23 protein-coding genes, 1 other RNA gene and 1 riboswitch are annotated in these 24,773 nt (G+C 64.9%); of the genes, 10 read left to right on the top strand and 14 right to left on the bottom strand.

Going from position 1 to position 24,773, the window contains the following annotated elements; translation table 11 throughout:
* The first annotated feature begins 61 nt into the window (after positions 1 to 61).
* A complete protein-coding gene (locus IR187_RS04485) occupies positions 62 to 1,567 on the top strand; it encodes an ABC transporter permease (RefSeq protein ID WP_194953510.1) in 1,506 nt (501 codons plus the stop codon).
* Between the two features lie 9 nt (positions 1,568 to 1,576).
* Complete coding sequence (locus IR187_RS04480; protein WP_194953509.1) at positions 1,577 to 2,614, top strand: ABC transporter ATP-binding protein; 1,038 nt, start codon at positions 1,577 to 1,579, stop codon at positions 2,612 to 2,614.
* 44 nt (positions 2,615 to 2,658) lie between these two features.
* Here the strand turns inward: IR187_RS04480 and IR187_RS04475 are convergent, their stop codons facing one another.
* The 9 genes from IR187_RS04475 to IR187_RS04435 form a co-directional block, all read right to left on the bottom strand.
* Positions 2,659 to 3,435, bottom strand: coding sequence for an ABC transporter ATP-binding protein (locus IR187_RS04475; protein WP_194953508.1), 777 nt, complete (start codon positions 3,433 to 3,435; stop codon positions 2,659 to 2,661).
* On the bottom strand, positions 3,429 to 4,427 hold the full coding sequence (locus IR187_RS04470; protein ID WP_194953507.1) for a FecCD family ABC transporter permease: 999 nt from the start codon (positions 4,425 to 4,427) through the stop codon (positions 3,429 to 3,431). Before IR187_RS04470 ends, IR187_RS04475 begins: the two co-directional genes overlap by 7 nt.
* Positions 4,424 to 5,314, bottom strand: coding sequence for an ABC transporter substrate-binding protein (locus IR187_RS04465; protein WP_228765540.1), 891 nt, complete (start codon positions 5,312 to 5,314; stop codon positions 4,424 to 4,426). The genes IR187_RS04470 and IR187_RS04465 overlap by 4 nt, the downstream gene beginning before the upstream one ends.
* A gap of 69 nt (positions 5,315 to 5,383) precedes the next feature.
* Positions 5,384 to 7,237, bottom strand: a complete 1,854-nt coding sequence (locus IR187_RS04460) for a TonB-dependent receptor plug domain-containing protein (protein ID WP_194953506.1) — start codon at positions 7,235 to 7,237, stop codon at positions 5,384 to 5,386.
* Positions 7,238 to 7,414: 177 nt separating this feature from the next.
* A riboswitch (cobalamin riboswitch) is annotated at positions 7,415 to 7,633 on the bottom strand.
* Between the two features lie 104 nt (positions 7,634 to 7,737).
* Positions 7,738 to 8,214, bottom strand: coding sequence for a PspC domain-containing protein (locus IR187_RS16695; RefSeq protein WP_228765539.1), 477 nt, complete (start codon positions 8,212 to 8,214; stop codon positions 7,738 to 7,740).
* Positions 8,215 to 8,357: 143 nt separating this feature from the next.
* Positions 8,358 to 10,385 carry an RNA polymerase sigma factor RpoD gene (rpoD, locus tag IR187_RS04450; RefSeq protein WP_194953505.1) on the bottom strand — a complete coding sequence of 676 codons (2,028 nt, stop codon included), beginning with the start codon at positions 10,383 to 10,385 and terminating at the stop codon, positions 8,358 to 8,360.
* Positions 10,386 to 10,416: 31 nt separating this feature from the next.
* Positions 10,417 to 12,300, bottom strand: a complete 1,884-nt coding sequence (gene dnaG / locus IR187_RS04445; RefSeq protein ID WP_194953504.1) for a DNA primase — start codon at positions 12,298 to 12,300, stop codon at positions 10,417 to 10,419.
* On the bottom strand, positions 12,297 to 12,743 hold the full coding sequence (locus tag IR187_RS04440) for a GIY-YIG nuclease family protein (RefSeq protein WP_194953503.1): 447 nt from the start codon (positions 12,741 to 12,743) through the stop codon (positions 12,297 to 12,299). The genes dnaG and IR187_RS04440 overlap by 4 nt, the downstream gene beginning before the upstream one ends.
* Positions 12,744 to 12,854: 111 nt before the next feature.
* Entirely contained in the window at positions 12,855 to 13,307 is a 453-nt protein-coding gene (locus IR187_RS04435) for a GatB/YqeY domain-containing protein (RefSeq protein ID WP_194953502.1), read from the bottom strand.
* Between the two features lie 131 nt (positions 13,308 to 13,438).
* Between IR187_RS04435 and carA the strand changes: the two genes are divergently transcribed.
* From carA to IR187_RS04410, 5 genes are all read left to right on the top strand, one after another.
* Positions 13,439 to 14,635, top strand: coding sequence for a glutamine-hydrolyzing carbamoyl-phosphate synthase small subunit (gene carA, locus IR187_RS04430; protein ID WP_194953501.1), 1,197 nt, complete (start codon positions 13,439 to 13,441; stop codon positions 14,633 to 14,635).
* Between the two features lie 23 nt (positions 14,636 to 14,658).
* On the top strand, positions 14,659 to 14,937 hold the full coding sequence (locus IR187_RS04425; RefSeq protein WP_194953500.1) for a hypothetical protein: 279 nt from the start codon (positions 14,659 to 14,661) through the stop codon (positions 14,935 to 14,937).
* Positions 14,937 to 18,257 (top strand): carbamoyl-phosphate synthase large subunit, encoded by a 3,321-nt coding sequence (carB, locus tag IR187_RS04420; protein ID WP_194953499.1) that lies wholly within the window; start codon positions 14,937 to 14,939, stop codon positions 18,255 to 18,257. The genes IR187_RS04425 and carB overlap by 1 nt, the downstream gene beginning before the upstream one ends.
* A 96-nt stretch (positions 18,258 to 18,353) precedes the next feature.
* Positions 18,354 to 18,830: a transcription elongation factor GreA gene (greA, locus tag IR187_RS04415; protein ID WP_194953498.1), complete on the top strand. Its 477-nt coding sequence runs from the start codon at positions 18,354 to 18,356 to the stop codon at positions 18,828 to 18,830.
* 13 nt (positions 18,831 to 18,843) lie between these two features.
* Positions 18,844 to 19,479 carry a rhomboid family intramembrane serine protease gene (locus IR187_RS04410; protein WP_194953497.1) on the top strand — a complete coding sequence of 212 codons (636 nt, stop codon included), beginning with the start codon at positions 18,844 to 18,846 and terminating at the stop codon, positions 19,477 to 19,479.
* Here the strand turns inward: IR187_RS04410 and IR187_RS04405 are convergent.
* From IR187_RS04405 to IR187_RS04390, 4 genes are all read right to left on the bottom strand, one after another.
* Positions 19,476 to 20,024 (bottom strand): NUDIX hydrolase, encoded by a 549-nt coding sequence (locus IR187_RS04405; RefSeq protein ID WP_194953496.1) that lies wholly within the window; start codon positions 20,022 to 20,024, stop codon positions 19,476 to 19,478. The two genes, IR187_RS04410 and IR187_RS04405, sit on opposite strands and share 4 nt — an antisense overlap.
* Before the next feature lie 273 nt (positions 20,025 to 20,297).
* Positions 20,298 to 20,984: a TPM domain-containing protein gene (locus tag IR187_RS04400; protein ID WP_194953495.1), complete on the bottom strand. Its 687-nt coding sequence runs from the start codon at positions 20,982 to 20,984 to the stop codon at positions 20,298 to 20,300.
* Between the two features lie 12 nt (positions 20,985 to 20,996).
* A complete protein-coding gene (locus IR187_RS04395; protein WP_324187639.1) occupies positions 20,997 to 21,833 on the bottom strand; it encodes a TPM domain-containing protein in 837 nt (278 codons plus the stop codon).
* A gap of 1 nt (position 21,834) precedes the next feature.
* Positions 21,835 to 22,431, bottom strand: a complete 597-nt coding sequence (locus IR187_RS04390) for a LemA family protein (RefSeq protein ID WP_194953494.1) — start codon at positions 22,429 to 22,431, stop codon at positions 21,835 to 21,837.
* A 122-nt stretch (positions 22,432 to 22,553) separates the two neighbouring features.
* Here IR187_RS04390 and mscL point away from each other — a divergent pair, with 122 nt between their 5' ends.
* Both mscL and ssrA read left to right on the top strand, forming a co-directional pair.
* Entirely contained in the window at positions 22,554 to 22,970 is a 417-nt protein-coding gene (gene mscL / locus IR187_RS04385) for a large conductance mechanosensitive channel protein MscL (protein ID WP_194953493.1), read from the top strand.
* Between the two features lie 27 nt (positions 22,971 to 22,997).
* Positions 22,998 to 23,352, top strand: a transfer-messenger RNA (tmRNA) gene (gene ssrA / locus IR187_RS04380).
* Between the two features lie 89 nt (positions 23,353 to 23,441).
* On the opposite strand, the gene IR187_RS04375 is transcribed toward ssrA, so the two are convergent.
* The gene (locus tag IR187_RS04375) at positions 23,442 to 23,852 is read right to left on the bottom strand and encodes a MerR family transcriptional regulator (RefSeq protein WP_194953492.1); all 411 of its coding nucleotides are present in this window, start codon (positions 23,850 to 23,852) and stop codon (positions 23,442 to 23,444) included.
* Positions 23,853 to 23,920: 68 nt separating this feature from the next.
* Between IR187_RS04375 and IR187_RS04370 the strand changes: the two genes are divergently transcribed.
* Positions 23,921 to 24,550, top strand: coding sequence for a cation transporter (locus IR187_RS04370; protein WP_194953491.1), 630 nt, complete (start codon positions 23,921 to 23,923; stop codon positions 24,548 to 24,550).
* Positions 24,551 to 24,773: the final 223 nt, after the last annotated feature.

Here is a 24,773-nt window from a genome sequence, read left to right as displayed (position 1 = left end):
AACCCTCCGCCGCCTCGCGCCACCCCCGCTCGCCGGCCTCGCCGCGCTGGCGGGGCTGGCGGTGGCGTTGCCGCTGATCGGGGTCGTCCTTGCGGCGCTCGGCAGCGGTACCGCCGATATCGCGGCACGCGACATTGCCCGCTATGCCCTGACATCGGCATGGCTGGCATTGCTGGTCGGTTTTCTGACAGCAGTAACGGGCACGCTGGCGGCCTGGCTGGTGGTCATGTACCGTTTCCCCGCCCGCGGCTTTTTCGCGTGGGCGCTGGCGCTGCCGCTCGCGACCCCGGCCTTTGCGCTGGCTTATGGATATGCCGACCTGTTCGACGTCGCCGGCCCGCTGCGTAGCTGGCTGCGCGCCGCGACGGGGCACGACCTGCCATTTGAATTGCGCAGCACCGGCGGCGCGGCCTTCATTCTGTCGGCAGCCTTCTATCCCTATGTCTATCTTGCAATGCGCGCGGCCTTTCTGAACCAGTCGGTGAATGTGCTGGAGGCAGCGCGGATGCTCGGCTGTACCGGCGGGCGGGCGCTGTGGCGCGTCGCGTTGCCGATGGCGCGTCCGGCGCTGGCTGCCGGGGTTGCGCTCGCGGTCATGGAAACGCTTGCCGATTACGGCGCGGTCCAGTTTCTCAGCGTCCAGACGCTGACCACCGGCGTGGTGCGCGCCTGGTCGGTTTACGGCTCGACGGTCAGCGCGGCGCGGTTCGCGCTGCCGTTGCTTGCGGCAGCGGCGCTGCTGCTGTGGATCGAGCGGGCCAGCCGCCGCGGCGCAACGCATGAAACGGGCAAGGCGCGCTGGCGGACGCTCGACGTCCAGCCGCTGGCAGGGGTGCGGCGCTGGCTCGCGTTCGGATTTTGCCTGTCGCTGCTGACCGCTGGCTTGCTGCTCCCTGTCGGCTGGTTGATCTGGAATCTCGCGCAAACCAGCCCTGACTGGGTGCGGCTGGCGGCGGCAACGCGCAACAGCCTGTTGCTTGGGTTCGGGGGTGCAATCCTTACTGTCGCGCTCGCGACCATGCTCGCGTTGGGCACACGGCAATGGCCGGTCGCGGCACGGATCGCCAGTCTGGGTTATGCGACGCCGGGCGCGGTGATGGCGATCGGGCTGCTGGCGCCCGCGGGGCTGATCTGGAATCTGGCGCCGGGATCGGGGATGGCGATCGCCATCCTGCTGCTGCTGTTCGCCTATGCGGCGCGGTTGATGGCGGCGGCGCTCGAACCGATCGACGCCGGGATGGCGCGGGTCACGCCGTCGATGCGCCATGCCGCACGGACACTCGGCCGCGGCGAGACCGGCGCCGCCTTTGCCGTCGATTTGCCGGTCGCACGCGGTGCGTTGCTGACCGCCCTGTTGATCATCTTTATCGACGTGCTGAAAGAATTGCCCGCAACCTTGATCTTGCGCCCGTTCAATTTCGACACGCTGGCGGTGATCGCCAACAATTATGCGCTCGACGAACGACTGGGGCAGGCGGGGCTGCCGTCGCTGCTGATCGTCGCCATCTCGCTGCCCGCGGTGATCTGGCTGACGCGGCGCATTGCGACCGCCCGGCCCGGTGTTTAGGGCAACGGCGTGAGCGACGAACCTGTTCTGGAAATCTGCGACGTCGTGCGCGCCTACCCCGGCCGCCGGGCGGTCGACGGCGCGTCCTTTACGCTGCCGCGCGGCGGCATCTCCTGCCTGCTTGGTCCTTCGGGCTGCGGCAAGAGCAGTCTGTTGCGGCTGATCGCCGGGCTCGAACCCGTCGATGCCGGAACGATCCGGCTACGGGGAGAGACCGTTGCCGCCGCGGGGCTGACCGTTGCCCCCGAACGGCGCGGCGTCGGGCTGGTGTTTCAGGACAATGCGCTGTTCCCGCATCTCGACGTCGCCGCCAATGTCGGCTTCGGGTTGGCGGGGTTGGCCGCGGAGGATCGCCGCGCGCGCGTGGCTGCGCTGCTCGATCGTTTTCATATCGCGCATCTTGCCGCCGCCTGGCCGCATATGCTGTCGGGGGGCGAGCAGCAGCGCGTCGCGATCGCGCGGGCGCTGGCGCGCGAACCATCGCTGTTGCTGCTCGACGAGCCGTTCTCGGGGCTCGACGGCCATCTGCGCGAGGCGGTGCGCGACGCGCTGCTCGCGGACCTGCGCTCCGCGGGGACCAGTGTGTTGATCGTGACGCACGATCCCGAGGAGGCGATGATGATCGCCGACAAGCTGGTCCTGATGGCGGAGGGACGCATTCTCCAGACCGGAAAACCGCAGGATTGCTATCATCGACCGGTGTCGATCGCCGCCGCACGCCTGCTCGGCGATCTGGTGGTGACGGAGGCCGTCGTGACCGGCGGAGTCGCCACGACGCCGTTCGGCGCAGTCCCGACACCGAATGCTCCGGACGGCACCGCGCGGCTGGTCGTACGCCCTGACGCGCTGATACCGGGCGCATCGGGATTGCCCGCGACCGTCACCCGCTCGCGCTTTGCCGGCGGCTTCTATCTTGTCGATGCGACCGGGGCAGGCGGCCGGCATGTCAGCTATCGCTGTGCGGGCGACCCGCCCGCGGCCGGTGCGCCGGTGACCTTGACCCTGCGCGCCGATGCCCCCGCGATGATCGTTCCGGCGGACGAATAACGGCCAGCCGTCCGCGCGGCCTATATGTCGTCGGCGACGTCGTGTTATCCGCTTGCGCGGCCGAGGGTCGTGATCGTCGGCCAGTCGCCGCCGGTTTCGACGTGCGCATCGATGCCATAGACGGCGCGAAGCCGCTCGGCGGTCAACACCGCCGCTGCCGTGCCGTCAGCGATCACCCGTCCTTGGTCGATGAGCAGCAACCGGTCGCAATAGCGCGCCGCGAGCGTCAGATCGTGGAGCACCGCGATCACCAGCGCGCCATCGGCTGCCTCGGCGCGAAGCAATACCATCGCGTCGATCTGGTGGCCGGGATCGAGGCTGGCAAGCGGTTCGTCGACGAGCAGCGTAGGCGCCTCGACCGCCAGCGCCCGCGCGAACAGCGCCCGCGCCCGCTCGCCGCCCGACAATTCGGTCGCGACCCGATGGCGCAGGTGCAGTACATCGGCGCGCGCCATCGCGCGCTCGATCGCCGCAGTGTCGGCGTCGCCGATCCGGGACATCGGCGCAAGATGGGGCAACCGTCCGAGCCCGACCAGCCGTTCGACGCTCAGCGGCCAGTGCAGGGTCTGGCCTTGCGGGACATAGGCGATACGACGCGCCAACTGGCCGCGCGGCATCGCCGCAACATCCTCGCCATCGATCCGCACCGTCCCGCTGGCCGGGACAAGCGCCAGCATGGCGCGCGCCAGGGTCGATTTGCCGGCACCGTTGGGACCGATGATGCCGGTGAGGGTGCCCGACGCGAAAGCGGTATCGATTTTATCGAGAACGCGGCGGTGACCCAGCGTCACGTCCAGCTGTTCGATGGTGATTTTTACCATAGCCGCCGTTCCCGCATCAAATAAAGGAGAAACACCGGCACCCCCAGAAAGGCCGTCACCACACCCAGGTTGAGCTCGCTGGTGGTCGGGATCAACCGCACGCCGAGATCGGCAAAAGTCAGCAGTGCGGCACCCCCGAGCGCGGAGGGTAGGAGGATCGCCGAGGGGCTGCGATCGGTGAGCGGGCGGATCAGGTGCGGAACGATCAGGCCCACGAAGCCGATCGCCCCCGACACCGCGACCGCGCCACCGACCCCGATGGCGGTGCCGATCAGCAATCGGAACCGGGTCCGCCGCAGGTCCGTACCCAGCGCCTGCGCCGCATCTTCGCCGAGCGTCAGCGCATCGAGAGCACGACTATTCCACAGCAGCATCGCCATGCCGACCGCGATGCAGGGCAGCGCGATCCACAGATGGGCGAATGAACGGTTTTCGAGGCTGCCGAGCAGCCATGTCATGATTTCCATCGCCGCGAACGGGTTGGGCGACAGGTTGAGCGCCAGGCTGATTCCTGCGCCCGCCAGCGTGGCAAGCGCAAGGCCGGCCAGAATCAGCGTGAGCGGGCTTTCCGCGTTCCCGGCGAGCAGGAACAAGATGCCGAGTGACACCAGCGCGCAACCAATGGCCAGCAGCGGCAGCACCGCAGGGTGAATTTGCGCCAGCCCGAAATAGAGCGCGGCCACCGCGCCCAATGCTGCCGCATTCGACGTACCGAGTACCGACGGTTCCGCAAGCGGGTTGCGCAGATAGCCTTGCAGAGCGGCGCCGGCGAGGCCGAGCATCGCGCCGACCGCGAGCGCCAGCAAGGCACGCGGCAGACGCAGGTCGAACAGGATGATCGACGCGACGCGGTCGCCGTCGCCGGTTGCCGCGGCGATCAACCGCGCCAGCGACAGATCGACCGCGCCGAACAGCAGCGAGGTCATCGCCGCAACGGCGGCCAGCCCCGCCAGTGCCGCGATCAGGACGGGGCGGGGGATCGCAAAGGTCATCGCGCACGCTCGTCATGTTGCGCGATCTGTGTGGCAACGCTGCGCGCCGCCTTGACATAGGCAGGGCCGCCGCAAACGGTCCAAGCCTCGGGCACGACGATACGCGGGATGCCGGACAGCGCCGGATGGTGAAGCATCTCGGCGCCGCGATCGTCGACGGTCATGGTCGCGCGCTCGACAATCAGGAAGTCGGGGTTAGCCGCGACCATTTCTTCGACACTCAGCTGTGCCAGCGGTGGCTTGCCCAGCTTTTCCGCTAGATTGACCAGGCCGACGCGTTTCATCATGTCATCGACCAGCGTTCCGGTGCCGGTCATATAGCCGCGCCGCTGATAATAAGCGGCGATGCGGTTGCGACCGGGCGATGACAGGTGGGTGAGGTCGCGCTCCATGTCTGCGATCATCGCCGCACCGCGAGCAGGATGGCCGACGGCCGCAGCCGTCTGTTCGATCGTTTGATAGATCTCGTCGAGGCGATTGGCGAGGTCCACATCGACCAAAGGGTAACGATGCGGAGCCAGCGCTGCGAGCGCCGCGCTGCCGCTGGCCGGCATCCCGATCACCAGATCGGGATCAATCGCGAGTATCTGTTCGGCGGAATTGCCGAGCAGCGGCAGGCCGCGGGCCGCACTCGCCTGATCCGACATCCCGGGATCGACGGCGTTGCGCGTCAGTCCCGCGATCTGCTGACGGTCGGCGAGCGCGAGCACGAGCTGGTCGGTGCAAAGGTTGATCGACACAATGCGCTGGGGCGTCGTGGGCGGCGACTGCTTGTGGCTGGTCGACGCAGCGGACAGCGCACCGACGACTGCCACCGATACTGCCGCGGCATACGCGAAAAGGCGGAGCGACGCGATCAACGCGCCGCGGCTCGCGGCGTCGTGCAACGATTATTGCTCATGCCTTGCCTCCCATCCGGGACGGCGCTGTCGATCTGCACCGACAGCGCCCTGTCATCAGAATCGCGCCCGAACCCCGCCATAGGCGGCGCGGCCATAGGTGCCATAGTTGAATGCCGTCGCATAATCGGCGTCGAACAGATTATCGACACGTCCGTACACTTCGACCCGCTCGGTGAGGGCGAACGACGCGCGCACCCCGGCGAGTGCAAAGCCGTCGAGCCGCACCGTGTTCGCCGCATTGTCGAAACTGTCGCCGACCATCGTGATCGTCGCGCCGGTCGACAGCCCGAACGACCAGTCATAGTCGGCCGACAGGCTGACTGCGTGATCGGCGCGGCGCGGCAGGCGCTTGCCGTCGAATGCGGGGCGCCCCGACCGGTCGCGCGCGTCGATATAGCTGTAGGATGCGGTGACGTTCAGCGCATCGACGGGACGCAGCGCGAGCGTCGCCTCCACGCCCTTGGCGCGGGCGCGGTCGATATTGCCGTAAGTGAAGGTCGCATTGTCATAATTGATCTGGTTGACGGTGTTGCGGAGGAACGCCGTCACCGAGATCAACGCCCGGCCGTCGGCGAGGCGCTGGTCGATGCCGATGTCGTAACTTTTCGACTCTTCGGGGCGCAGCGCCGCATTGCCGCTGAAGCTGTCGTAAAGCTGGTAGAGCGACGGCGCCTTGAAACCCTCGCCATAGCTCAGCCGGACGTTGGTTGCGCCGCCGTTGGGCGAATAATTGGCATTGGCGCCAAAGGTCGTCGCGCCGCCGAACTGGCTGTGATCGTCGTGACGAACGCCGCCGGTCAGCGACAGGCCGGTGATCGGCTGGACGATGCCCAGCGCATAAACGCTGTCGATATTGGCCTTCTGGCTGTCGGTCGAACCAAAGCCGAAGAAGTCGTAATCGGGGCGCTCATGCTCGTAACCGAACACCAGCTTGGCGCTATCGACGGGCGCTACGACGCCCTGATATTCGAAGCGCAGGTTGGTGCCCTTATAACCATAGTCGGGTGCGGTGCCGCGGACGAAAAAATAATCGCGCTCGTTGCGCATCCACGTGACCGCCGCGCGGCTGGTAAAACGGCCGTCGAACAGGCCGAGGTTGAGCCCCGCGTAGCCGACATATTGATCGAGCTTAGCCACATCGCCGCTGTCGGCGGGGGCACCGAAAAAGCTGTCATAATCAAGGTCGGCGTTGATGTAATAGCCGCGCAGGTCGAGGCTGAGCGCGTCGCTGAACGCAATTTTCAGCCGCGCGTTGCCCGCGAAATTCTTGTAGCCGTCGCGCTCGGTGCCGACCGCTGCCGACGAAATGCCGTCGGTGCGAAAATAGGCGCCGCCGATGCCGCCCGATACCGCCCCGGCGGTGCCCGACAGGTCGGCCTTGGCGGTCACGGTATCGCTATAGCCATATTCGGCCGAAGCGCGACCCGCAAAGACAGCGTCGGGCGTTACGGTCATCAGGCTGACCACGCCGCCGATCGCCTGGCTGCCGTGCACGACCGAGTTCGATCCGCGCAGCACCTCGATGCGGTGGATGTTGCCGGTCAGCAGATGGCCGAAGTCAAATCCGTCGCCGATGCCACTGGGATCGTTGACCTTGACCCCGTCGATCAGCACCAATGTCTGCGTCGTTTCGGCGCCGCGGATCGAGATGCCCGCGACCGAGCCGGTGCTGCCGGTGCGGTTGAAGCGGATGCCGGGAGTTGTCGCGAGCAGGTCGACGACGTCGGTCGTCTGGCGCTTCTCGATCGTGTCGGCATCGATGACGGTGATTGCCTGCCCGACCTCGTCGCGCGATTGTGCGATGCCCGACGCCGTGACGACGATGTCGTCTGGACTGGAAATTTCCTGCGCCGCGACCGGCGTTCCGGCGACAAGGGCGAGAAGAGAAATGCTCGAATATTTCAACATGGGAGACTCCCGCACGCCGGCAACGAAGGCGGAGCCTGCCGAAACGCGCGCGCGATCGACCGCTGTCGGTGTCGCAAGTGGCGTCAATGCCTGCGGCCCCGGCACCGAAGCGGCTCCAGCCGCTTGGTCGTCGCTCGACGGAATTCTCCGTGCCGTGGCCTTTCCCTGGACCCAGGCATTGAGCGACCCACGCCGGCAGGTCTCCTGGCTCGCGGGTCACAGCTCGATGCACGCCTTCCCAGGTTGCCCCAGTGGCTGTCCGGGTCGGAACCCGAACGGTGCATCTCGCTCGCCGCTTACAGTTGCAGGGACAGCCTCGGTTTCGGCGCGCCGTGTCGGCGCGCCTACCGCGTTCCCTATTAAGCCCTTTCGGGCACCGGCGCGATCATACGCAGGGCAAGCCCTGCACGCGCCGCCCATAGCGAAATGCGGGGCGGGTGCAATAGGGATTTGTCTGGAGCGGCTCGCCCCTCCCCCTTGATGGGAGAAGGGCCGTTCGCTCAAGCCGCGAGGGCAAACTCCTCGGCCTTTTCTTCGCGCGGTGCGCTGTCGGTCGCCACCGTCAGGGCCGGAGCGACGGCATTCGACTTGGCGGGGAAGATCAGGCGCGAGGCCAGCACCACCGCGCCGAGCGCAAAATAGCCAATGAAGGTCTGCACCGGGAAGAAGAACAGCGGCGCAACGATCGCCAGCCGCAGCCACAGCGGGTTAAAGCCGAAATCCTGGCCCACGGCCTCGCAGATACCGAAAAATGTATCGCGACGGCGGAAGAGATTGGTGGTGTCCGTATCCATTTTTTTCTTGTCCTCTTGGCTGCGGGTTGGTCCCCGTGTTTCTGACCCTTGTAAAGCAAAGGCTGTGCCAATTTTTCCGGTGCGCGCATTTCCAAGGCTTTTGCCAGCCGCGCCGACCGTTACGGCCTGCTCGTCACGGGATTCGATCCCATTGATCGGGAAATTACGCCAACCGATTGTCATTATATTCATGGCGCGAAACTCGGGGAGGGGAGAGCGCCGCCCATTTGGGTGGCCGCAAGACTTTTACAAGCTTTCAAAACATTACGGGCGCCTGGTTAGACCAAGCGCCCGTTCATTTCGACGAAGTGGGAGGTCGTTTTACGTTACTGGTCGAGGAAACTGCGCATTTTGCGCGACCGCGACGGGTGCTTCAGCTTGCGGAGCGCCTTTGCCTCGATCTGGCGGATGCGTTCGCGCGTCACGCTGAACTGCTGGCCGACTTCCTCCAGCGTATGGTCGGTGTTCATGCCGATGCCGAAGCGCATGCGCAGCACGCGCTCCTCGCGCGGGGTGAGTGAGGCTAGGACGCGGGTGACCGTTTCCTTCAGGTTCGACTGCACGGCGGCGTCAACCGGGATCACCGCATTCTTGTCCTCGATGAAATCGCCCAGATGCGAATCTTCCTCGTCGCCGATCGGCGTTTCAAGGCTGATCGGCTCCTTGGCGATTTTCATCACCTTGCGGACCTTTTCGAGCGGCATCGACAGCCGCTCGGCCATTTCCTCGGGCGTCGGCTCGCGGCCGCTTTCGTGGAGGAACTGGCGGCTGCACCGCACGAGCTTGTTGATCGTCTCGATCATATGGACCGGGATGCGGATCGTGCGCGCCTGGTCGGCGATCGAGCGGGTGATCGCCTGCCGGATCCACCAGGTCGCATAGGTGCTGAACTTGTAACCGCGGCGATACTCGAACTTGTCGACCGCCTTCATCAGGCCGATATTGCCTTCCTGGATCAGGTCGAGGAATTGCAGCCCGCGGTTCGTGTATTTCTTCGCAATCGAGATCACGAGGCGCAGGTTCGCCTCGACCATTTCCTTCTTGGCGATGCGCGCTTCGCGCTCGCCCTTTTGCACCATGTTCACGACGCGGCGGAATTCGGTCAGGCTCATGCCCGCCGCCTGCGCGATTTCGCTGATCTCGATGCGGATGCGGTCGACCGCGCCGGCTTCATTCTCGGCGAACGCCGCCCATTTCTTGTCGAGACCCGCCACCTGGTCGAGCCAGTTTTCCTCGAGCTCGCGGCCGACATAATTGTCGAGGAACGACTTGCGCGGCACCTTGTGACGCTCGGCCAGGCGCAGCATCTGGCCGCCGAGCGCGGTCAGGCGACGGTTGTAGCTGTACAGCTGGTCGACCAGATATTCGATCTTGGTGCCGTGAAACTGCACGCTTTCGACCTGCGCGGTCAGTTCCTCGCGCAGCTTGTGATATTTCTTCTCCGAAGCCGCCGGGAACTCGCCGCCCGACGACAAGGCTTCGAGCCGCGTTTCCTGCAGCTTCGAAAAGGCCTTGAAGCTTTTGGTGATGTTCGCGAATTTTTCGAGCGCGTCGGGCTTCAGCAGCTCTTCCATCGCGGCGAGGCTGAGCGTGTTGTCTTCTTCATCTTCTTCAAAGCTCTCGCGCTTGCCCGACGTGCTTTCGCCGTCCTCGTCGTCACCGTCGGCGGCGGGCTCTTCCTCGACCTCGTCCTCGTCCTTGAACGAGACACCGGCGGTCTTTTCGCTGATCTCGCCGTCGTCCTCGGCGCCTTCTTCCTCAAGATTTTCGGGCGCCGGGTCTTTCGACAGCATGGCTTCCAGATCGACGATCTCGCGCAGCTGCATGTCGCCATTGTTCAGCGCGGTCGACCAGTCGATGATCGCGTTGAAGGTCAGCGGGCTTTCGCACAGCCCCAGGATCATCGTGTCGCGGCCCGCCTCGATGCGCTTCGCGATCGCGATTTCGCCTTCGCGGCTGAGCAATTCGACCGCGCCCATTTCGCGCAGGTACATGCGCACGGGATCGTCGGTGCGATCAACCGTTTCCTTTTTCTTCTCGATCGCGGGGTTGGACACGGACCCCGTGCCGGCCGAAACATCGACTTCGTCGTCCTGTTCCTGCTCGGCCTCTTCCTGCACATCCTCGTCGCTTTCGACGATGTTGATGCCCATATCGGAAATCGCCGACATGATGTCCTCGATCTGCTCGGACGACATTTCGTCCTGCGGCAGCGCCGCATTCAGCTCGTCATAGGTCAGATACCCGCGCTTCTTGCCGCGCGCGATCAGCTTTTTGACGTCGGCCTCGTTCAGGTCGATCAGCGGGCCGTCGGTGTCGGCTTCGGTTTCGGCGGCGGTGTTCTTGGTGGCCATATATGTTCCTGCCTAGGGGGCAATCGGTGGGTCAGCGCTGGCTGCTGTCGGACAGCGCGGCCAGGCGGCGGGTCAGTTCTTTGTCCATCGCGAACAGTTTTTGCTGTCGCGCAAATCCTTCGTCGTTCATCGTGCGCTGGAATTCCGCGGTGGCTTCGGCGAGCCGGGCGCGGATTTCGGGCTGCGTCACCAGCACACCAATATATTCGTCAAGGTCACGCAGCGCCGTTTCGCGCGCTGTATCAACCTCTTCGCCTTCAAGCCTGCGATTGAACGAGAAGTGCATTCCGTCGGCTCTGAGCAATGTCGTCGCCCTATTATACACTTTCATTGGCTCCAATATGGCAAGCAACCCCTCGCAATCAAGCCCTTCTTGGGCATTTGCGATGTCAAGCATCTGGCGCAGCAGTTCGGCGTCGCCGGGGTCGGCAATCGCGATGCGCGTCAGCGCCTCCTCGTGGCGCCGCATGGCAGCGGGATAGCGCAGCAATCCGGCGATCAGGGCGGCGGCATAATGACCGCCAATTCCGATCTGGCCGATCGACCGTGCCTCGTCCGCGGGCGGCTGGAGCCGCGGGTCGGGGGCGAAGCGGCGCCCGCCTCCACCGCGTTGTGGTTGCGGCGCCCACGGCGCGCGCGTGGTACGATCGGGACGCGGCCGCGAGAACAGCGTGTCCAGCCGCTCGCGGAAAGCCTCGCGATAATGGTGGCGGACATCGGCATCCTCGATCGCGTCGGCATGCGCGAGCAATCGCGTTTTGAGCGCCGCACGCTCCTCGGGGGTGGCGAGCGATCCGGCGGCGACCTCATGCGCCCACAGACGCTCAACGAGCGGCTGGGCTTCGTCGAGCAAGGCGGTGAAGCCTTCGGCACCGCGGGCGCGGACGATGTCGTCGGGGTCTTGGCCAGGGGGTAGCGTCGCAAAGGCGAGGCTGAAACCCGGACGGAGCAGCGGTAGCGCGCGCATTGCGGCGCGCATCGCGGCCTTCTGTCCCGCCGCGTCGCCGTCGAAACACAGCACCGGCACCGGCACCATCCGCCAGATCAGCCCCAGCTGCGCCTCGGTCAGCGCGGTGCCGAGCGGCGCGACGGCGTCGGCGATCCCCGCCTCGGCCAGCGCGATCACGTCCATATAGCCTTCGACGACGATGATCCGGTTCGTCTGCCGAGACGCTGGCGATGCCTTGTCGATATTGTAAAGGACGCGGCCCTTGTCGAAGAGCGGCGTGTCGGGCGAGTTCAGATATTTGGGCTCGCCGTCACCCAAGATGCGCCCGCCGAACGCGATCACCCGCCCGCGCGCATCGCGGATCGGGATCATCAACCGGCCGCGGAAGCGGTCGTAGGGCTCCTTGTCGTCAACCGCGATCAGCATCCCCGATTCGACCAGCATCGCGGTCGGGAATTTCTTGAGCGCTTCTTTCAGCGCCGAGCGGCTGTCGGGCGCCAGTCCAAAGCCGAACGCCTTGCGCGTCGCCTCGGAAATCCCGCGCTTCGCGAGATAGTCGCGCGCCGGGGCGCCGTTGCTGCTGCCCAGCTGCTGCGTGAACCAGTCGGAGGCGGCTTGCACAACATCGCGCAGGCTCGCCTGTTCCTCGGCCTTTTTTGCGGCGCGCGGGTCGGCAGCGGGCACTTCCATCCCGGCTTCGGCGGCGAGTTCCTTCACCGCATCCATGAATGACAGCCCGCGCTGGTCGGTCATCCACCGGATCGCATCGCCGTGGGCGCTGCACCCGAAGCAATGGTAGAAACCCTTCTCGTCGTTGATCGTGAAGCTGGGGGTCTTTTCGTTATGGAAGGGGCAACAGGCCTTATACTCGCGACCGGCGCGGGTGACCTTCACCGTCCGGCCGATGAGGGTCGACAGCGTGATCCGCGATCGCAATTCGTCCAGCCATTGCGGGGTGAGGGTCACTTAACCCCCCTACCGTCCTTGCGCGGGGAGGCCATACCCCCACCTCCGTTTGTGTCGAGCGAAGTCGAGACACGTTGGCGCCCGGCCTCACGTCCCTCGACTTCGCTCGGGACGAACGGGGAGGGGGTATGCTCCTTCGAGGACATTGTAAGGGGCGGGCGTTCATGGGGTGGTTTAGCGAAATGGCTCACCTTTTCCCAGTCGCCGCAGATCAGCGCCTCTTTTTTCGCACGCGACCAAGGCTTAATTCGGCGCTCGGCCTCCAGCGCTTCGACGCGCGTCGCAAAATGCTGCGACCAGACCAAAGTCACAGGCCGCCGCCGCGAGGTGAAATCGCAGAACCCGCCATGTTGATGTTCGGCGAAGCGGCGTTCCAGATGATCGGTGTGTCCCGTGTAATAGCGGCCGTCAGCACAGAGCAGAATGTAGGTCCAGAACGCCATCCCATCTCTCTACCCGTTCGTATCGAGCGAAGTCGAGACACGTTGGTGCTGGACTATACGTCCCTCGACTTCGCTCGGGACAAACGGAGAGCGGAGCGTTTGTTCGCGGCTCTAGCTCAAAGCCGCCTTCACCCACCCGCTCGCCTTGCTCATGTCCAGTTCGGACCCGTGACGTTCCTTCACCGCCGCCATCACGCGCCCCATGTCCTTCAAACTTGAAGCGCCCAGCTCCGCCGCAATCGCCCGGATCGCCGCCTGCGCCTCGTCGTCGCTCAGCTGCGCCGGCAGGAAATCCTCGATCACCACAACTTCGGCCGCCTCGATGTCGGCCAGCTCCTGCCGCCCGCCCTGCTCGTACATCGCGATCGATTCGCGGCGCTGCTTGACCATTTTCTGCAGCACATCGGTGACCAGCACATCGTCGTCGGCCGGCGCGGTGCCGGTGCGCAGTTCGATGTCCTTGTCCTTGATCTTGGCCAGCATCAGCCGGATGGTGCCGAGCCGCGCCTTGTCGCCGGCTTTCATCGCGGCGACCTGCGCAGCCTTGATGTCGTCACGAATCATACGTGTCCCCATGCGCTGCAAATTTCGGAAAGGCCCTCTCTAGCGCCAAGATTCCAAATTCGATAGCTTGTGAATCACTTTTTTGCTGCCTACTTGATCGGCCGTTTAGCCCCCCGTCCGGAGCATGTTGAATGGCACTTGCCAACCCCTCTGCCGCGCCCAAAACCCAGCCCGATGGGGCGACGGGCGTCCTCGTCCTTGCCGACGGCACGATCCTGTGGGGGATCGGTTATGGCGCGGGCGGTGCGGGTGTGGGCGAGATTTGTTTCAACACCGCGATGACCGGCTATCAGGAAATCCTGACCGACCCCAGCTATGCGGGCCAGATCATCACCTTCACCTTTCCGCACATCGGCAATGTCGGCGCGAACCCCGACGATATGGAGCGTGACAAGCGCGCCGCGATCGGGTGCGTCACCCGCGAGCTGCCGACCGCGCCCAGCAATTTCCGCAGCGTCCAGACCTTGCCCGAATGGATGGCGGCGCAGGGGCTGATCGGCCTCGCCGGCATCGACACGCGCGCGCTGACCCGCCGCATCCGCGACGGCGGTGCGCCGACCGGCGTTGTCGCGCACAACCCCGAGGGCAAGTTCGACCTCGATAAGCTGTTGATGCTGGCGCAGGGCTGGCCGGGGCTGGAGGGCATGGACCTCGCCAAGACCGTGACGCGCGAGCGGCAGGGCGCGTGGGATGCGGGGGTTTGGCATCTGGGTTCGGGTTATGACGTGTCGGAGCACAAGCGCGCCGCCGACGCCGCGCCCCACGTCGTCGCGGTCGATTATGGCGCGAAGGACAATATCTTCCGCAACCTGGTCCAGGCCGGCGCGCGCGTCACCGTGGTGCCCGCAAAGACCAGCCTCGAAGACATCGTCGCGCTGCGCCCCGCGGGGGTGTTCCTGTCGAACGGCCCCGGCGATCCGGCGGCGACGGGCGAATATGCGGTGCCGGTGATCAAGGGGCTGCTCGAACGCAATGTCCCGATCTTTGGCATCTGCCTCGGCCACCAGCTCCTCGCGCTCGCCGCGGGCGCGAAGACCGTGAAGATGCATCAGGGTCACCGCGGCGCGAACCACCCGGTGCAGCGCGTCGGGGGTGATTTCGCGGACGGCGTGGTCGAGATCACCAGCATGAACCACGGCTTCGCGGTCGATGCCTCGACCCTGCCCGGCGGCGTGGTCGAGACGCACAAGAGCCTGTTCGACGGATCGAACTGTGGCATCGCGATCACGGGGAAGAATGCGTTTTCGGTGCAGTATCATCCCGAGGCGAGCCCGGGGCCGCAGGATAGCTTCTATCTGTTTGAGCGGTTTGTGGGTGGGCTGAAGTGATTGCCCGCGCCGTTCCGACAATCATGTCCGTTCTGCTGTTGACGGGATGCGCCACGAGTCCAGCAGATTCCCAAGCGGATAGGCTGAAAGCTGGGCTGGTGCGTGTGGAGACGCAGTGCGGTGTAAAGCCGGGTACCTTGAAACTTAATAGTGATAACTTGGTCGCCGTGATGCCGGCATCCGATGCAAAATACGAAACGATTGAGTGCGTGTTTCGAGAGCTGAAGAAGCCCGAATTCGCAGACCACATCAAACTCGGCTTCGTCGGCAACGAAGCATACGCAGCAGAAGAACAAAAATAATGCCCAAAAGAACCGACATCCAATCCATCCTCGTCATCGGCGCCGGCCCGATCGTTATCGGTCAGGCGTGCGAGTTCGACTATTCGGGGACGCAGGCGATCAAGGCGCTGAAGGAGGAGGGCTATCGCATCGTCCTCGTCAACTCCAACCCGGCGACGATCATGACCGATCCCGATCTCGCCGACGCGACCTATGTCGAGCCGATCACCCCCGAGATCGTCGCGAAGATCATCGCGAAGGAACGCCCCGATGCCGTGCTGCCGACGATGGGCGGGCAGACCGCGCTCAACACCGCGCTCGCCTTGTTCAACGACGGCACGCTGACCAAATATGGCGTCGAAATGATCGGCGCCGATGCCGAGGCGATCGACAAGGCCGAGGACCGGCAGAAGTTCCGCGACGCGATGGACAAGATCGGGCTGGAAAGCGCGCGTAGCGGCGTCGCGCACACGCTCGACGAGGCGTTTGCGGTGCTCGAACGCACCGGGCTGCCCTCGATCATCCGCCCGTCCTTCACCTTGGGCGGTACCGGCGGCGGCATCGCGTATAACCGCGAGGAGTTCGAGCAGATCGTCCGCGGCGGCCTGATCGCCTCGCCGACCACCGAAGTCCTGATCGAGGAATCGCTCCTCGGCTGGAAAGAATATGAGATGGAGGTGGTGCGCGACCGCAAGGACAATTGCATCATCATCTGCTCGATCGAAAATGTCGATCCGATGGGCGTGCATACCGGCGACAGCATCACCGTCGCCCCCGCGCTGACGCTGACCGACAAGGAATATCAGATCATGCGCAACGCCAGCATCGCGGTGCTGCGCGAGATCGGGGTCGAAACGGGCGGGTCGAACGTCCAGTTCGCGGTCAACCCCAAGGACGGTCGCCTGATCGTGATCGAGATGAACCCGCGCGTGTCGCGCTCGTCGGCGCTCGCGTCGAAAGCGACCGGCTTCCCGATCGCCAAGGTCGCGGCGAAGCTGGCAGTCGGTTACACGCTCGACGAGATCATGAACGACATCACCGGGGTCACCCCGGCGTCGTTCGAACCGACGATCGATTATGTCGTCACCAAAATCCCGCGCTTCGCCTTCGAGAAATTCAAAGGCGCCGAGGCGGTGCTGTCGACCGCGATGAAATCGGTCGGCGAGGTGATGGCGATCGGCCGCAACATCCATGAGAGCATGCAGAAGGCGCTGCGCGGGCTGGAAACCGGTCTGTCGGGCTTCAACTTCGTCGATCGGCTGAAGGGCGCGACCCACGATCAGCTGCGCAGCGAACTGGCGCAGCGCACGCCCGACCGGCTGCTGATCGCCGCGCAGGCGATCCGCGAGGGGCTGGGCCTTGCCGAAATCAACCGCATCGCCGGGTACGACATGTGGTTCCTCGAACGCATCGCCGAGATCGTCGCCGCAGAGGAGGAAATCTGCCGCGACGGCCTGCCGCGCGACGCGGCGGGACTGCGCCGTCTGAAGGCGATGGGCTTTTCGGACAAAAGGCTCGCCTATCTGGCGCTGCAATCGGCCAACCTGCCGGCAGGCGCGCGCACTGCGACAGCGCGCGGCAGCGGGCTGATCCACGAAGCAGTGAAAGCAATGACCGGCGGCGTCACCGAAATGGAGGTCCGCCAGCTTCGCCACAAGCTCGGCGTCCGCCCGGTGTTCAAGACGATCGACACCTGCGCCGCCGAATTTCAGGCCAAGACCCCCTATCTCTACTCGACCTACGAAGCCCCGACCTTTGGCGAGCCCGAGTGCGAGGCGAACCCGAGCGAGCGCAAAAAGATCGTCATTCTCGGCGGTGGTCCGAACCGGATCGGGCAGGGGATTGAGTTCGATTATTGCTGTTGCCACGCCTGCTTCGCGCTCGAAGAGGCTGGCTATGAAACGATCATGATCAACTGCAACCCGGAAACGGTGAGCACCGATTATGATACGTCCGACCGCCTCTACTTCGAGCCGCTGACCGCCGAAGATGTGCTGGAAATCCTGGCCGTCGAACAGTCGAAGGGCACGCTGGTCGGCGTGATCGTCCAGTTCGGTGGCCAGACCCCGTTGAAGCTGGCGCAGGCGCTCGCCGAGGCCGGCATCCCGATCCTCGGCACCTCGCCCGACGCGATCGACCTGGCCGAGGACCGCGAACGCTTTGCGGCGCTGGTCAACAAGCTCGGCCTCAAACAGCCCGAAAACGGCATCGCGCGCAGCCGCGAAGAGGCGATCGCGGTCGCGACGCGCATCGGCTATCCGGTGCTGACGCGTCCCTCCTACGTGCTCGGCGGACGCGCGATGGAGATTGTCGACGATCAGGCGCAGCTGGAAAATTACATCGAGACCGCGGTGCAGGTGTCGGGCGATTCGCCGGTGCTGATCGACCGCTATTTGCGCGACGCGATCGAGGTCGATGTCGATGCCTTGTGCGACGGGACCGACGTGGTCGTCGCGGGGGTGCTCCAGCATATCGAGGAAGCCGGCGTCCATTCGGGCGACAGCGCCTGTTCGATCCCGCCCTACAGCCTGTCGCCCGCAATCATCGCCGAGATCGAGCGCCAGACCGAATTGCTCGCGCGCGCGCTCGAAGTCCGCGGGCTCATGAACATCCAGTTCGCGGTCAAGGGCGACGAGGTCTATCTGATCGAGGTCAATCCGCGCGCGAGCCGCACCGTGCCGTTCGTGGCCAAGGCCGTCGGCTCGCCGATCGCCAAGATCGCCGCGCGGGTGATGGCGGGCGAGAAGCTGGCCGACCTGCCCAAGATCAACCGCGACATCCAGCATGTCGCGGTCAAGGAAGCGGTGTTCCCCTTCGCGCGCTTCCCCGGCACCGATCCGGTGCTGTCGCCCGAGATGAAGTCCACCGGCGAAGTCATGGGAATCGATAGCAATTTCAACCTCGCCTTCGCAAAAGCGCAGCTTGGCGCGGGCGATCGTTTGCCGACAACCGGCCGCGTGTTCGTGTCGGTCAAGGACAGCGACAAGCCGCGCATCATCGACCCCGTTCGCCGCCTGACCGACTGGGGCTGGCGGGTGATCGCGACCGGCGGCACCGCCGATTATCTGGCCAGCGCGGGGATCGAGGTCGAGCGCGTCAACAAGGTTGCCGAAGGCCGTCCGCATATCGTCGACCGGATCAAGGACGGCGACGTCCAGCTGATCTTCAACACCACCGAGGGCTGGCAATCGCTCCAGGATTCGCAGTCGATCCGGGCCTCGGCGCTCGCCGGCGACGTCGCTTATTACACGACGGCGGCGGGCAGCGACGCCGCGACCCATGCGATCGGGGCGCTGCGCGCGCACTCTCTTGAAGTAAAGCCGCTTCAAGACTATTATTGAAGGACCGCTCCACCTCCCCGACATTACGGATAAGCGGCTCAGCCGCCCCGGCGAAGTTTCGCTGGCGGTGGATTATTGACGAAGGACAACAGGATAATGGCAAGCGTTGAAAAGGTACCGATGCTGCAGGAAGGCTATGAGAAGCTGACCGCGCAACTCGCGGCGCTCAAGGCCGAGCGACCGCTGATCGTCGATGCGATCGAGGAAGCGCGCGCGCACGGCGACCTTTCGGAAAATGCCGAATATCACGCCGCCAAGGAACGCCAGGGCCAGGTCGAAGCGACGATCGGCGATCTGGAAGACAAGCTTTCGCGCGCGCAGGTCATCGACCCGACGACATTGTCGGGCGACCGCATCGTGTTCGGCGCGACCGTGACGCTTGCCGACGAGGACGACAAGCCGGTGCGCTACCAGATCGTCGGCCAGGCCGAGGCCGACGCCAAGGACGGCAAGATCAGCTATAACTCGCCGCTCGGCCGCGCGCTGATCGGCCGCCGCATCGACGACGAGATCGAGGTCACCGTGCCCGCGGGCGACAAATATTATCTGGTGACCAAGATCGAATTCATCTGATGGGTTGCCGGCGATGAAGCCGCAGGACGCGCCGCTGGTCACGGGCTATGCGCTGGCCTGCGTCGTCCTGCACATCCTGCTGGCGATCACCGGGTTCCAGATCGACGCGATCGTGCGCGCGGGCTTTGTTCCCGCGCGCCTCGGGCATGAGCTGATCCTGCCGCCGGGGGCGATGGTTCCCTTTGCGCTCACCCCGCTGTCGTCGGCATTCCTCCACGGCGGCGTGCTGCATCTCGTCTTCAACGTCATCATCCTGCTGTTTGTCGGGCGCCAGCTCGAAGCGCCGCTGGGGGCGAGGGCGATGGCGGTGCTGCTCGTTGCCGGTGCCTATGCCGGGGCGCTGGCGCAATTTCTGTCCGATCCCGCCTCGGCGGTGCCGATGATCGGCGCCAGCGGCGCGATCTCGGCTTTGATCGCGGTGTTCGCGCTGATTTTCAGCCGCAGCCAGACACCGGCGATCGGGCCGATCCCGGCGCATTGGGTGCGCGCGCTGTGGCTCGCCGCGGCATGGATCGGGCTCCAGCTGCTGATCGGCTTCGCGGGTGGCGGCGGCTTCGGCGCGATCGCGATCTGGGCGCATGTCGGCGGCTTTCTCGCCGGCCTGTTGCTCGCCCGCCCGCTGCTGCGCTGGCGCTTCGGCGCGCGTTAGAGCGCCGCGAGCAGCCCACCGCTCAGCAGCATCGCCACCCGCACGTCGATTCCGCACCCTTCGGCGCGCTTCGCGGCAACGAATTCGGCAACTTCCGCGAGCGGCACGCAGTGGACGACAATATCCTCGCCCGCGACCCCGCCGCCGTCGCCGACCTTCGCCAGCCCCGTCGCGACCAGCAACGTAAAGCTCTCGCTGACCATCCCCGGCGAGCTGTAAAATTCCCCGACCGTCCGCCAGCGCGCGGCGCGATAGCCGGTTTCTTCTGCCAGTTCCCGCGCGGCGGCCATTTCCACCGCTTCGCCCGCGCTTTCGTCACCCACCAAGCCCGCCGGCAATTCGAGGCAGTTCTTGCCCATCGGCACCCGATATTGCTCGACCAACAGGACATGGCGTCCGTCCGCCGCATCGTCGATCGCCAGGATCACCGCGGCATGGATGCCCCGCGAGCGCGAGACATATTCCCACGTCCCTTGTTGCCTGACCGTGATGAAGCGGCCTTCCCACCGCGTTTCGACGGGGTCGTCGGGTGCGGGGCGGGTCATGGCGCGCTTAGGGTCAGGACTCATTAATTCCACGTTCGAGGCGTCGAAATGGCGAAGATATCGGGCCTTGGCGGATGCAGCGGGTAGCATCGCTACCCGCAAGGCCGCGAAGGTTCGAGATCGAAGCCATTTCGACGTCCCTTCGGGATTTGACCGATTTTGCCCATGACAGCGTCGAAAAGTCTGGAAATATAATCATATTCCTGCGCCCTTTCTCCTCGCCCTGAGCAAAATCGCTGCAAACCTCGATCGCGGAATTAATGGGTCCTGACCCTAAATCTCGATCAGCCGGTCGGGCAGTTCGTTGGGATTGTCATCACCCTTCGGGAAATGCTCGGCCAGCACGACGCCCATCTGCGTCACGGCGGCGGCCATGCCTTCGCCGGGGCGGCCACGGCGCACATGCTCGATCAACGCCGCCATCGCGTCGCCCCAGACCTCGGGTGAAACCTTGGCCGCGATCGTCTCGTCGGCGACGATGTCGGCGCGGTGTTCGGCCAGACTGACGAACAGCAGCACCCCGGTCCGGCCGATCGTTTTCGACTCCGCGCCGACGCGGAACAGCTTGACCGCGCGGGCGCGCACGCGCTGGGCCAGAATCGCGCGCGGGGTCAGCCACAGGCGCAGCGGGCGCCACAGCAGGATCAGCCACACCCCGATCCATTTGGCGGCACCGAATGCGATCACCGTGCCGAGCCACTGGTTCGCCGTCAGTTCATGCCCCCAGCCGCCGGTCAGCATGTCGTAAATGCCGCGAAAGAAATCGGGGAACAGGGCGACCGCCGACATCGCGACAAAGGCGGCCGCGCTCGCCCACAGCAGCGCGACATCGTCATAATCATCCGATTGCGCCGCGATCACCGTGACGATCTCGCCACTCGTCTGCGCCTCGGCGGCGGCGACTGCCGCGGTCACGATCGCATGGTCGGCTTCGCTGACATGGTTGATTTTGCCGGGCATCGTCGCTGCTCCCTACCAGCCGCCAGAGGCGCCGCCGCCCCCGAACGAACCGCCGCCACCCGAAAAGCCGCCGAAGCCGCCGCCACCGCCCCACGACGATCCACCGCCCCATGACGATCCGCCGCCACCGCCGCCCCAGTCGCCGCCGCCCCAGATGATGATCGGGGCGTCCCAGGCGCCGCGTTTCTTGCGCCGTTTCTTGCCGCGATTGGCGCGGCTGGTCAGCCAGGGGATGATGAAAAATATCAGGATGATAAAGCCGAGAAAGAACAGGCCGCCGAAATTGCCGTCCTTGGCGCGTGCGCGGTCTTTCGCCGCTGCGGCCGCGGCGCGCGCCTGCGCCTCTTCGGGCGGCAGCTGGATCTGCTCGGCGATCGCATCGACCCCTGCCTTGATGCCTCCCGGCATGTCGCCCGCCTTGAACAGCGGGGTCACCGTGTCGCGGATGATCCGTCCCGACAGCGCGTCGGTCAGCACCGGTTCCAGCCCGTAACCGACCGAAATGCTCATCCGGCGCTCGTTCGGCGCGATCAGAAAGACGACGCCGTCGTCCCGTTCCGCGTCGCCGATCTGCCATTCGCGGCCCAGTCGATAGCCATAGTCGGCGACGTCGCGACCCTCGAGATCGCTGACGGTCGCGACGACCAGCTGGTGCCCGGTGGTCTTTTCGAGCTCGAGCAACTGCGCATTGAGCGCCGCTTCTTCGGCCGCGGGGATGATGTCGGCCTGGTCGACGACGGGGTTGCCCGCCAGCTTGGGAAAAGTTTGCGCGGTAACGGGCATCGACAGCAACAGCAGTCCGGAAAGGACCGCCGTTGCCAGGGTTTTCAACAGGGTGGGTGCGTTCACCTTATTGTCCGAAATCGACCTTCGGCGCCTGATTGGCGTTCGGCGTCACCGCACGATACGGCGTCATCGGCTTGGCGCCATGGACGATTTTTGCGCCGATGATGTCGGGGAAGGTGCGGATCGTCGTGTTATAGTCCTGCACCGCGCCATTATAATCCTGAACCGTTACATTGATCCGGTTTTCGGTCCCCTCGAGCTGGGTCATCAGGTCGGCAAAGCGCTGCTGGCTGGCGAGGGTGGGATATGCTTCGACCGTGGCGAGCAGACGGCTGAGCGCGCCGGTCACCTGGCCCTGCGCCTGCTGGAACGCCTGAACCTTGGCGGGATCGTCAAGGTCGTCGGTGGACAGCTTGACCTGTGTCGCCGACGCGCGCGCCTGAATGACGCCCTCCAGTGTCGATCGCTCGATCTGCGATGCGCCCTTGGCGGTTTCGACGAGGTTGGGGATCAGGTCGGCGCGGCGCTGATACGCGGCCTCGACATTGGCCCATTTTGCCTTCGCGGCCTCTTCCTTTGTGGGAACGCTGTTGATGCCGCAGGCGGACAGGCTCATCGCGGCAACCGGCAGGATCAGCCAGCGGGCAGTACGAGTGGTCATGGTCAAAAACTCCCTCCGGCGGCGTTTTGCCGCAACAATACACATAATAGGAAGCTGCTTGCCTTTGTGCAATCGTCGCGGCACCGTGACCGGGCAAGATCAACCAGCCGGGGAGCGGCAACATGCTGTCAGAGTTCAAGGAATTTATCGCGCGCGGCAACGTCATCGACCTGGCGGTCGGCGTCATCATCGGCGGCGCATTCGCGACCATCACCAAGTCGCTGACCGAAGACGTCATCATGCCGGTCGTCGGTGCGATTTTCGGCGGGGTCGATTTCTCCAACATGTTTATCCGCCTCGGCCCGGTGCCCGAGGGCGTCGCGGCGACGGATTATGCCGCGCTGAAAGAGGCGGGCGTCGCGATGTTCGGCTATGGTGCCTTCATTACCGCAACGATCAATTTCCTGATCCTCGCCTTCATCATTTTCCTGCTCGTTCGCACGGTGAACCGGATGGTCCGCAAGGAACCGGACGCGCCCGCCGGCCCAACCGAAGTCGAACTTCTCTCCGAAATTCGCGACGAACTCCGCCGGAAATAGTCGCTTTTTCGAGGCGTGCGTCGGGCCACCCTTTTATTCCGCGGACCTTCATCCTATATAAGGGGGGTCGGTTTCGGCCGACTATGAGGATAAATGGTGTCGTGGAATAGACACAGCGGACCCGGGGGCAGTACCCGGCGGCTCCACCACAAACCCGTGCTTGCAACCGCGGCGCGGGCTTCTGACGGGGCCGAACCAGGATCGACGTGTGTTCAAAGACGATATTTTCTTCCGGGCTGAGTAACCCGTTCAAGGCTCAAAACCAATAGGTGCTAACGATAACGAAGCACTCGCTCTGGCTGCCTAACCGATAAGCCTCACGGCCTAAGGTTAGACAAATAGAACGCGGTTCGGACCGAACCGGGCAACAGAATCGGATACCAGCGGCTGGGGACGAGCCGGGCAACAGAATCGTCCCACCTTTTCCTATTTTCGATATCGCTGCGCTTGCAATGACGACGAGCGAGATCGTCAGTGCGCCCCCGCACATCGGCCATGATCGCCCAGCGCCTCGATCACGCGGCAATCGGCGGCGGCCCCGCCGCGACAGCGCCCGACGATGCGCGTCAGCTCGTTGCGGAGCAGCGTGAGCTGCGCGATCTTTTCCTCGACCTGTGCCAGGTGGCGGCTCGCAATGCGGTCGGCCTCGCCGCAATCGCGCCCCGGATCGTCGGACAGGTCGAGCAGCGAGCGAATTTCTTCGATGGTGAAGCCCAGTTCGCGCGAATGGCGCACAAAGGTCAGCCGCGCGCGGTGCGGGTCGCCATAGTCGCGATAATTGGCCCGCGTGCGCGCGGGCTGCGGCAACAGGCCGATGCGCTCGTAATAACGGATGGTTTCGATGTTCGCCCCCGTTGCACGCGAAAGTTCGCCAATTTTCATCGCTTGACCCCGTAGTTGCTACAGGGTGCATATAGGGCATCGACTCGGGAAACCAAGGAGCCCTGATTGTGTCGAACCATTGTTGCGCAAGCGGTAGCGGCGCCAGCGCGCTGAATGATCCGCGCTGGCGCCGAATTCTCTGGATCGCCTTGTTGATCAACGCCGCGATGTTCGCGGTCGAGATTGTGGCGGGGGTGGCCGCGGACTCGCGCGCGCTTCAGGCCGATGCGCTCGATTTTCTGGGTGATGCCGCCAATTATGCGATCAGCCTTGGCGTCGCGGGGATGGCGCTCGCCTGGCGCGCCCGCGCGGCGATGTTCAAGGCGGTGACGATGCTCGCCTTCGGCCTGTGGGTGCTGGGATCGGCGCTTTGGGGTTTTCTGGCCGGGACCGCGCCGCACGCCGAAACAATGGGGCTGATCGGGGCGCTTGCGCTCGCAGCCAATGTGGCGGTCGCACTGATGCTTTATCGCTATCGCACCGGTGACGCGAATATGCGCTCTGTCTGGATATGCTCGCGCAACGATGCGATCGGCAATCTCGCGGTGCTCGGCGCGGCGCTCGGGGTGTTCGGAACCGGGCAAAGTTGGCCCGATCTGCTCGTCGCGACGATCATGGCGACGCTGGCGATATGGGGCAGCGTCGAAGTATACCGCCAGGCGCGTCGCGAGCTGACTGTCGGCCATACGACGGCGTGATCCTGCCCCTGACGCCCGGGCTCGGCTGACGCGAAAAGAGCTCCGCCGAAGGTCGACGGAGCTCTTCCAGGTCGCACACACATGTTACTGGCGAGGACCCTCGCCCTGCCGATCTGGGTCGCATTGACCGGCAGGAATTCCCTCGAGCCCATCCCGTCGATGGCGGATCGCGCCTGTCGGCGTCCGATTCCGCGCATCGACGGGGCCGCTCCCCTTAGTCCTT

It is taken from the genome of Sphingopyxis solisilvae, from assembly GCF_015475875.1.
GTDB lineage: Bacteria > Pseudomonadota > Alphaproteobacteria > Sphingomonadales > Sphingomonadaceae > Sphingopyxis > Sphingopyxis solisilvae.
Note: the sequence above shows the minus strand (reverse complement) of the source record. Positions and strands in the feature narration are given on the sequence as shown.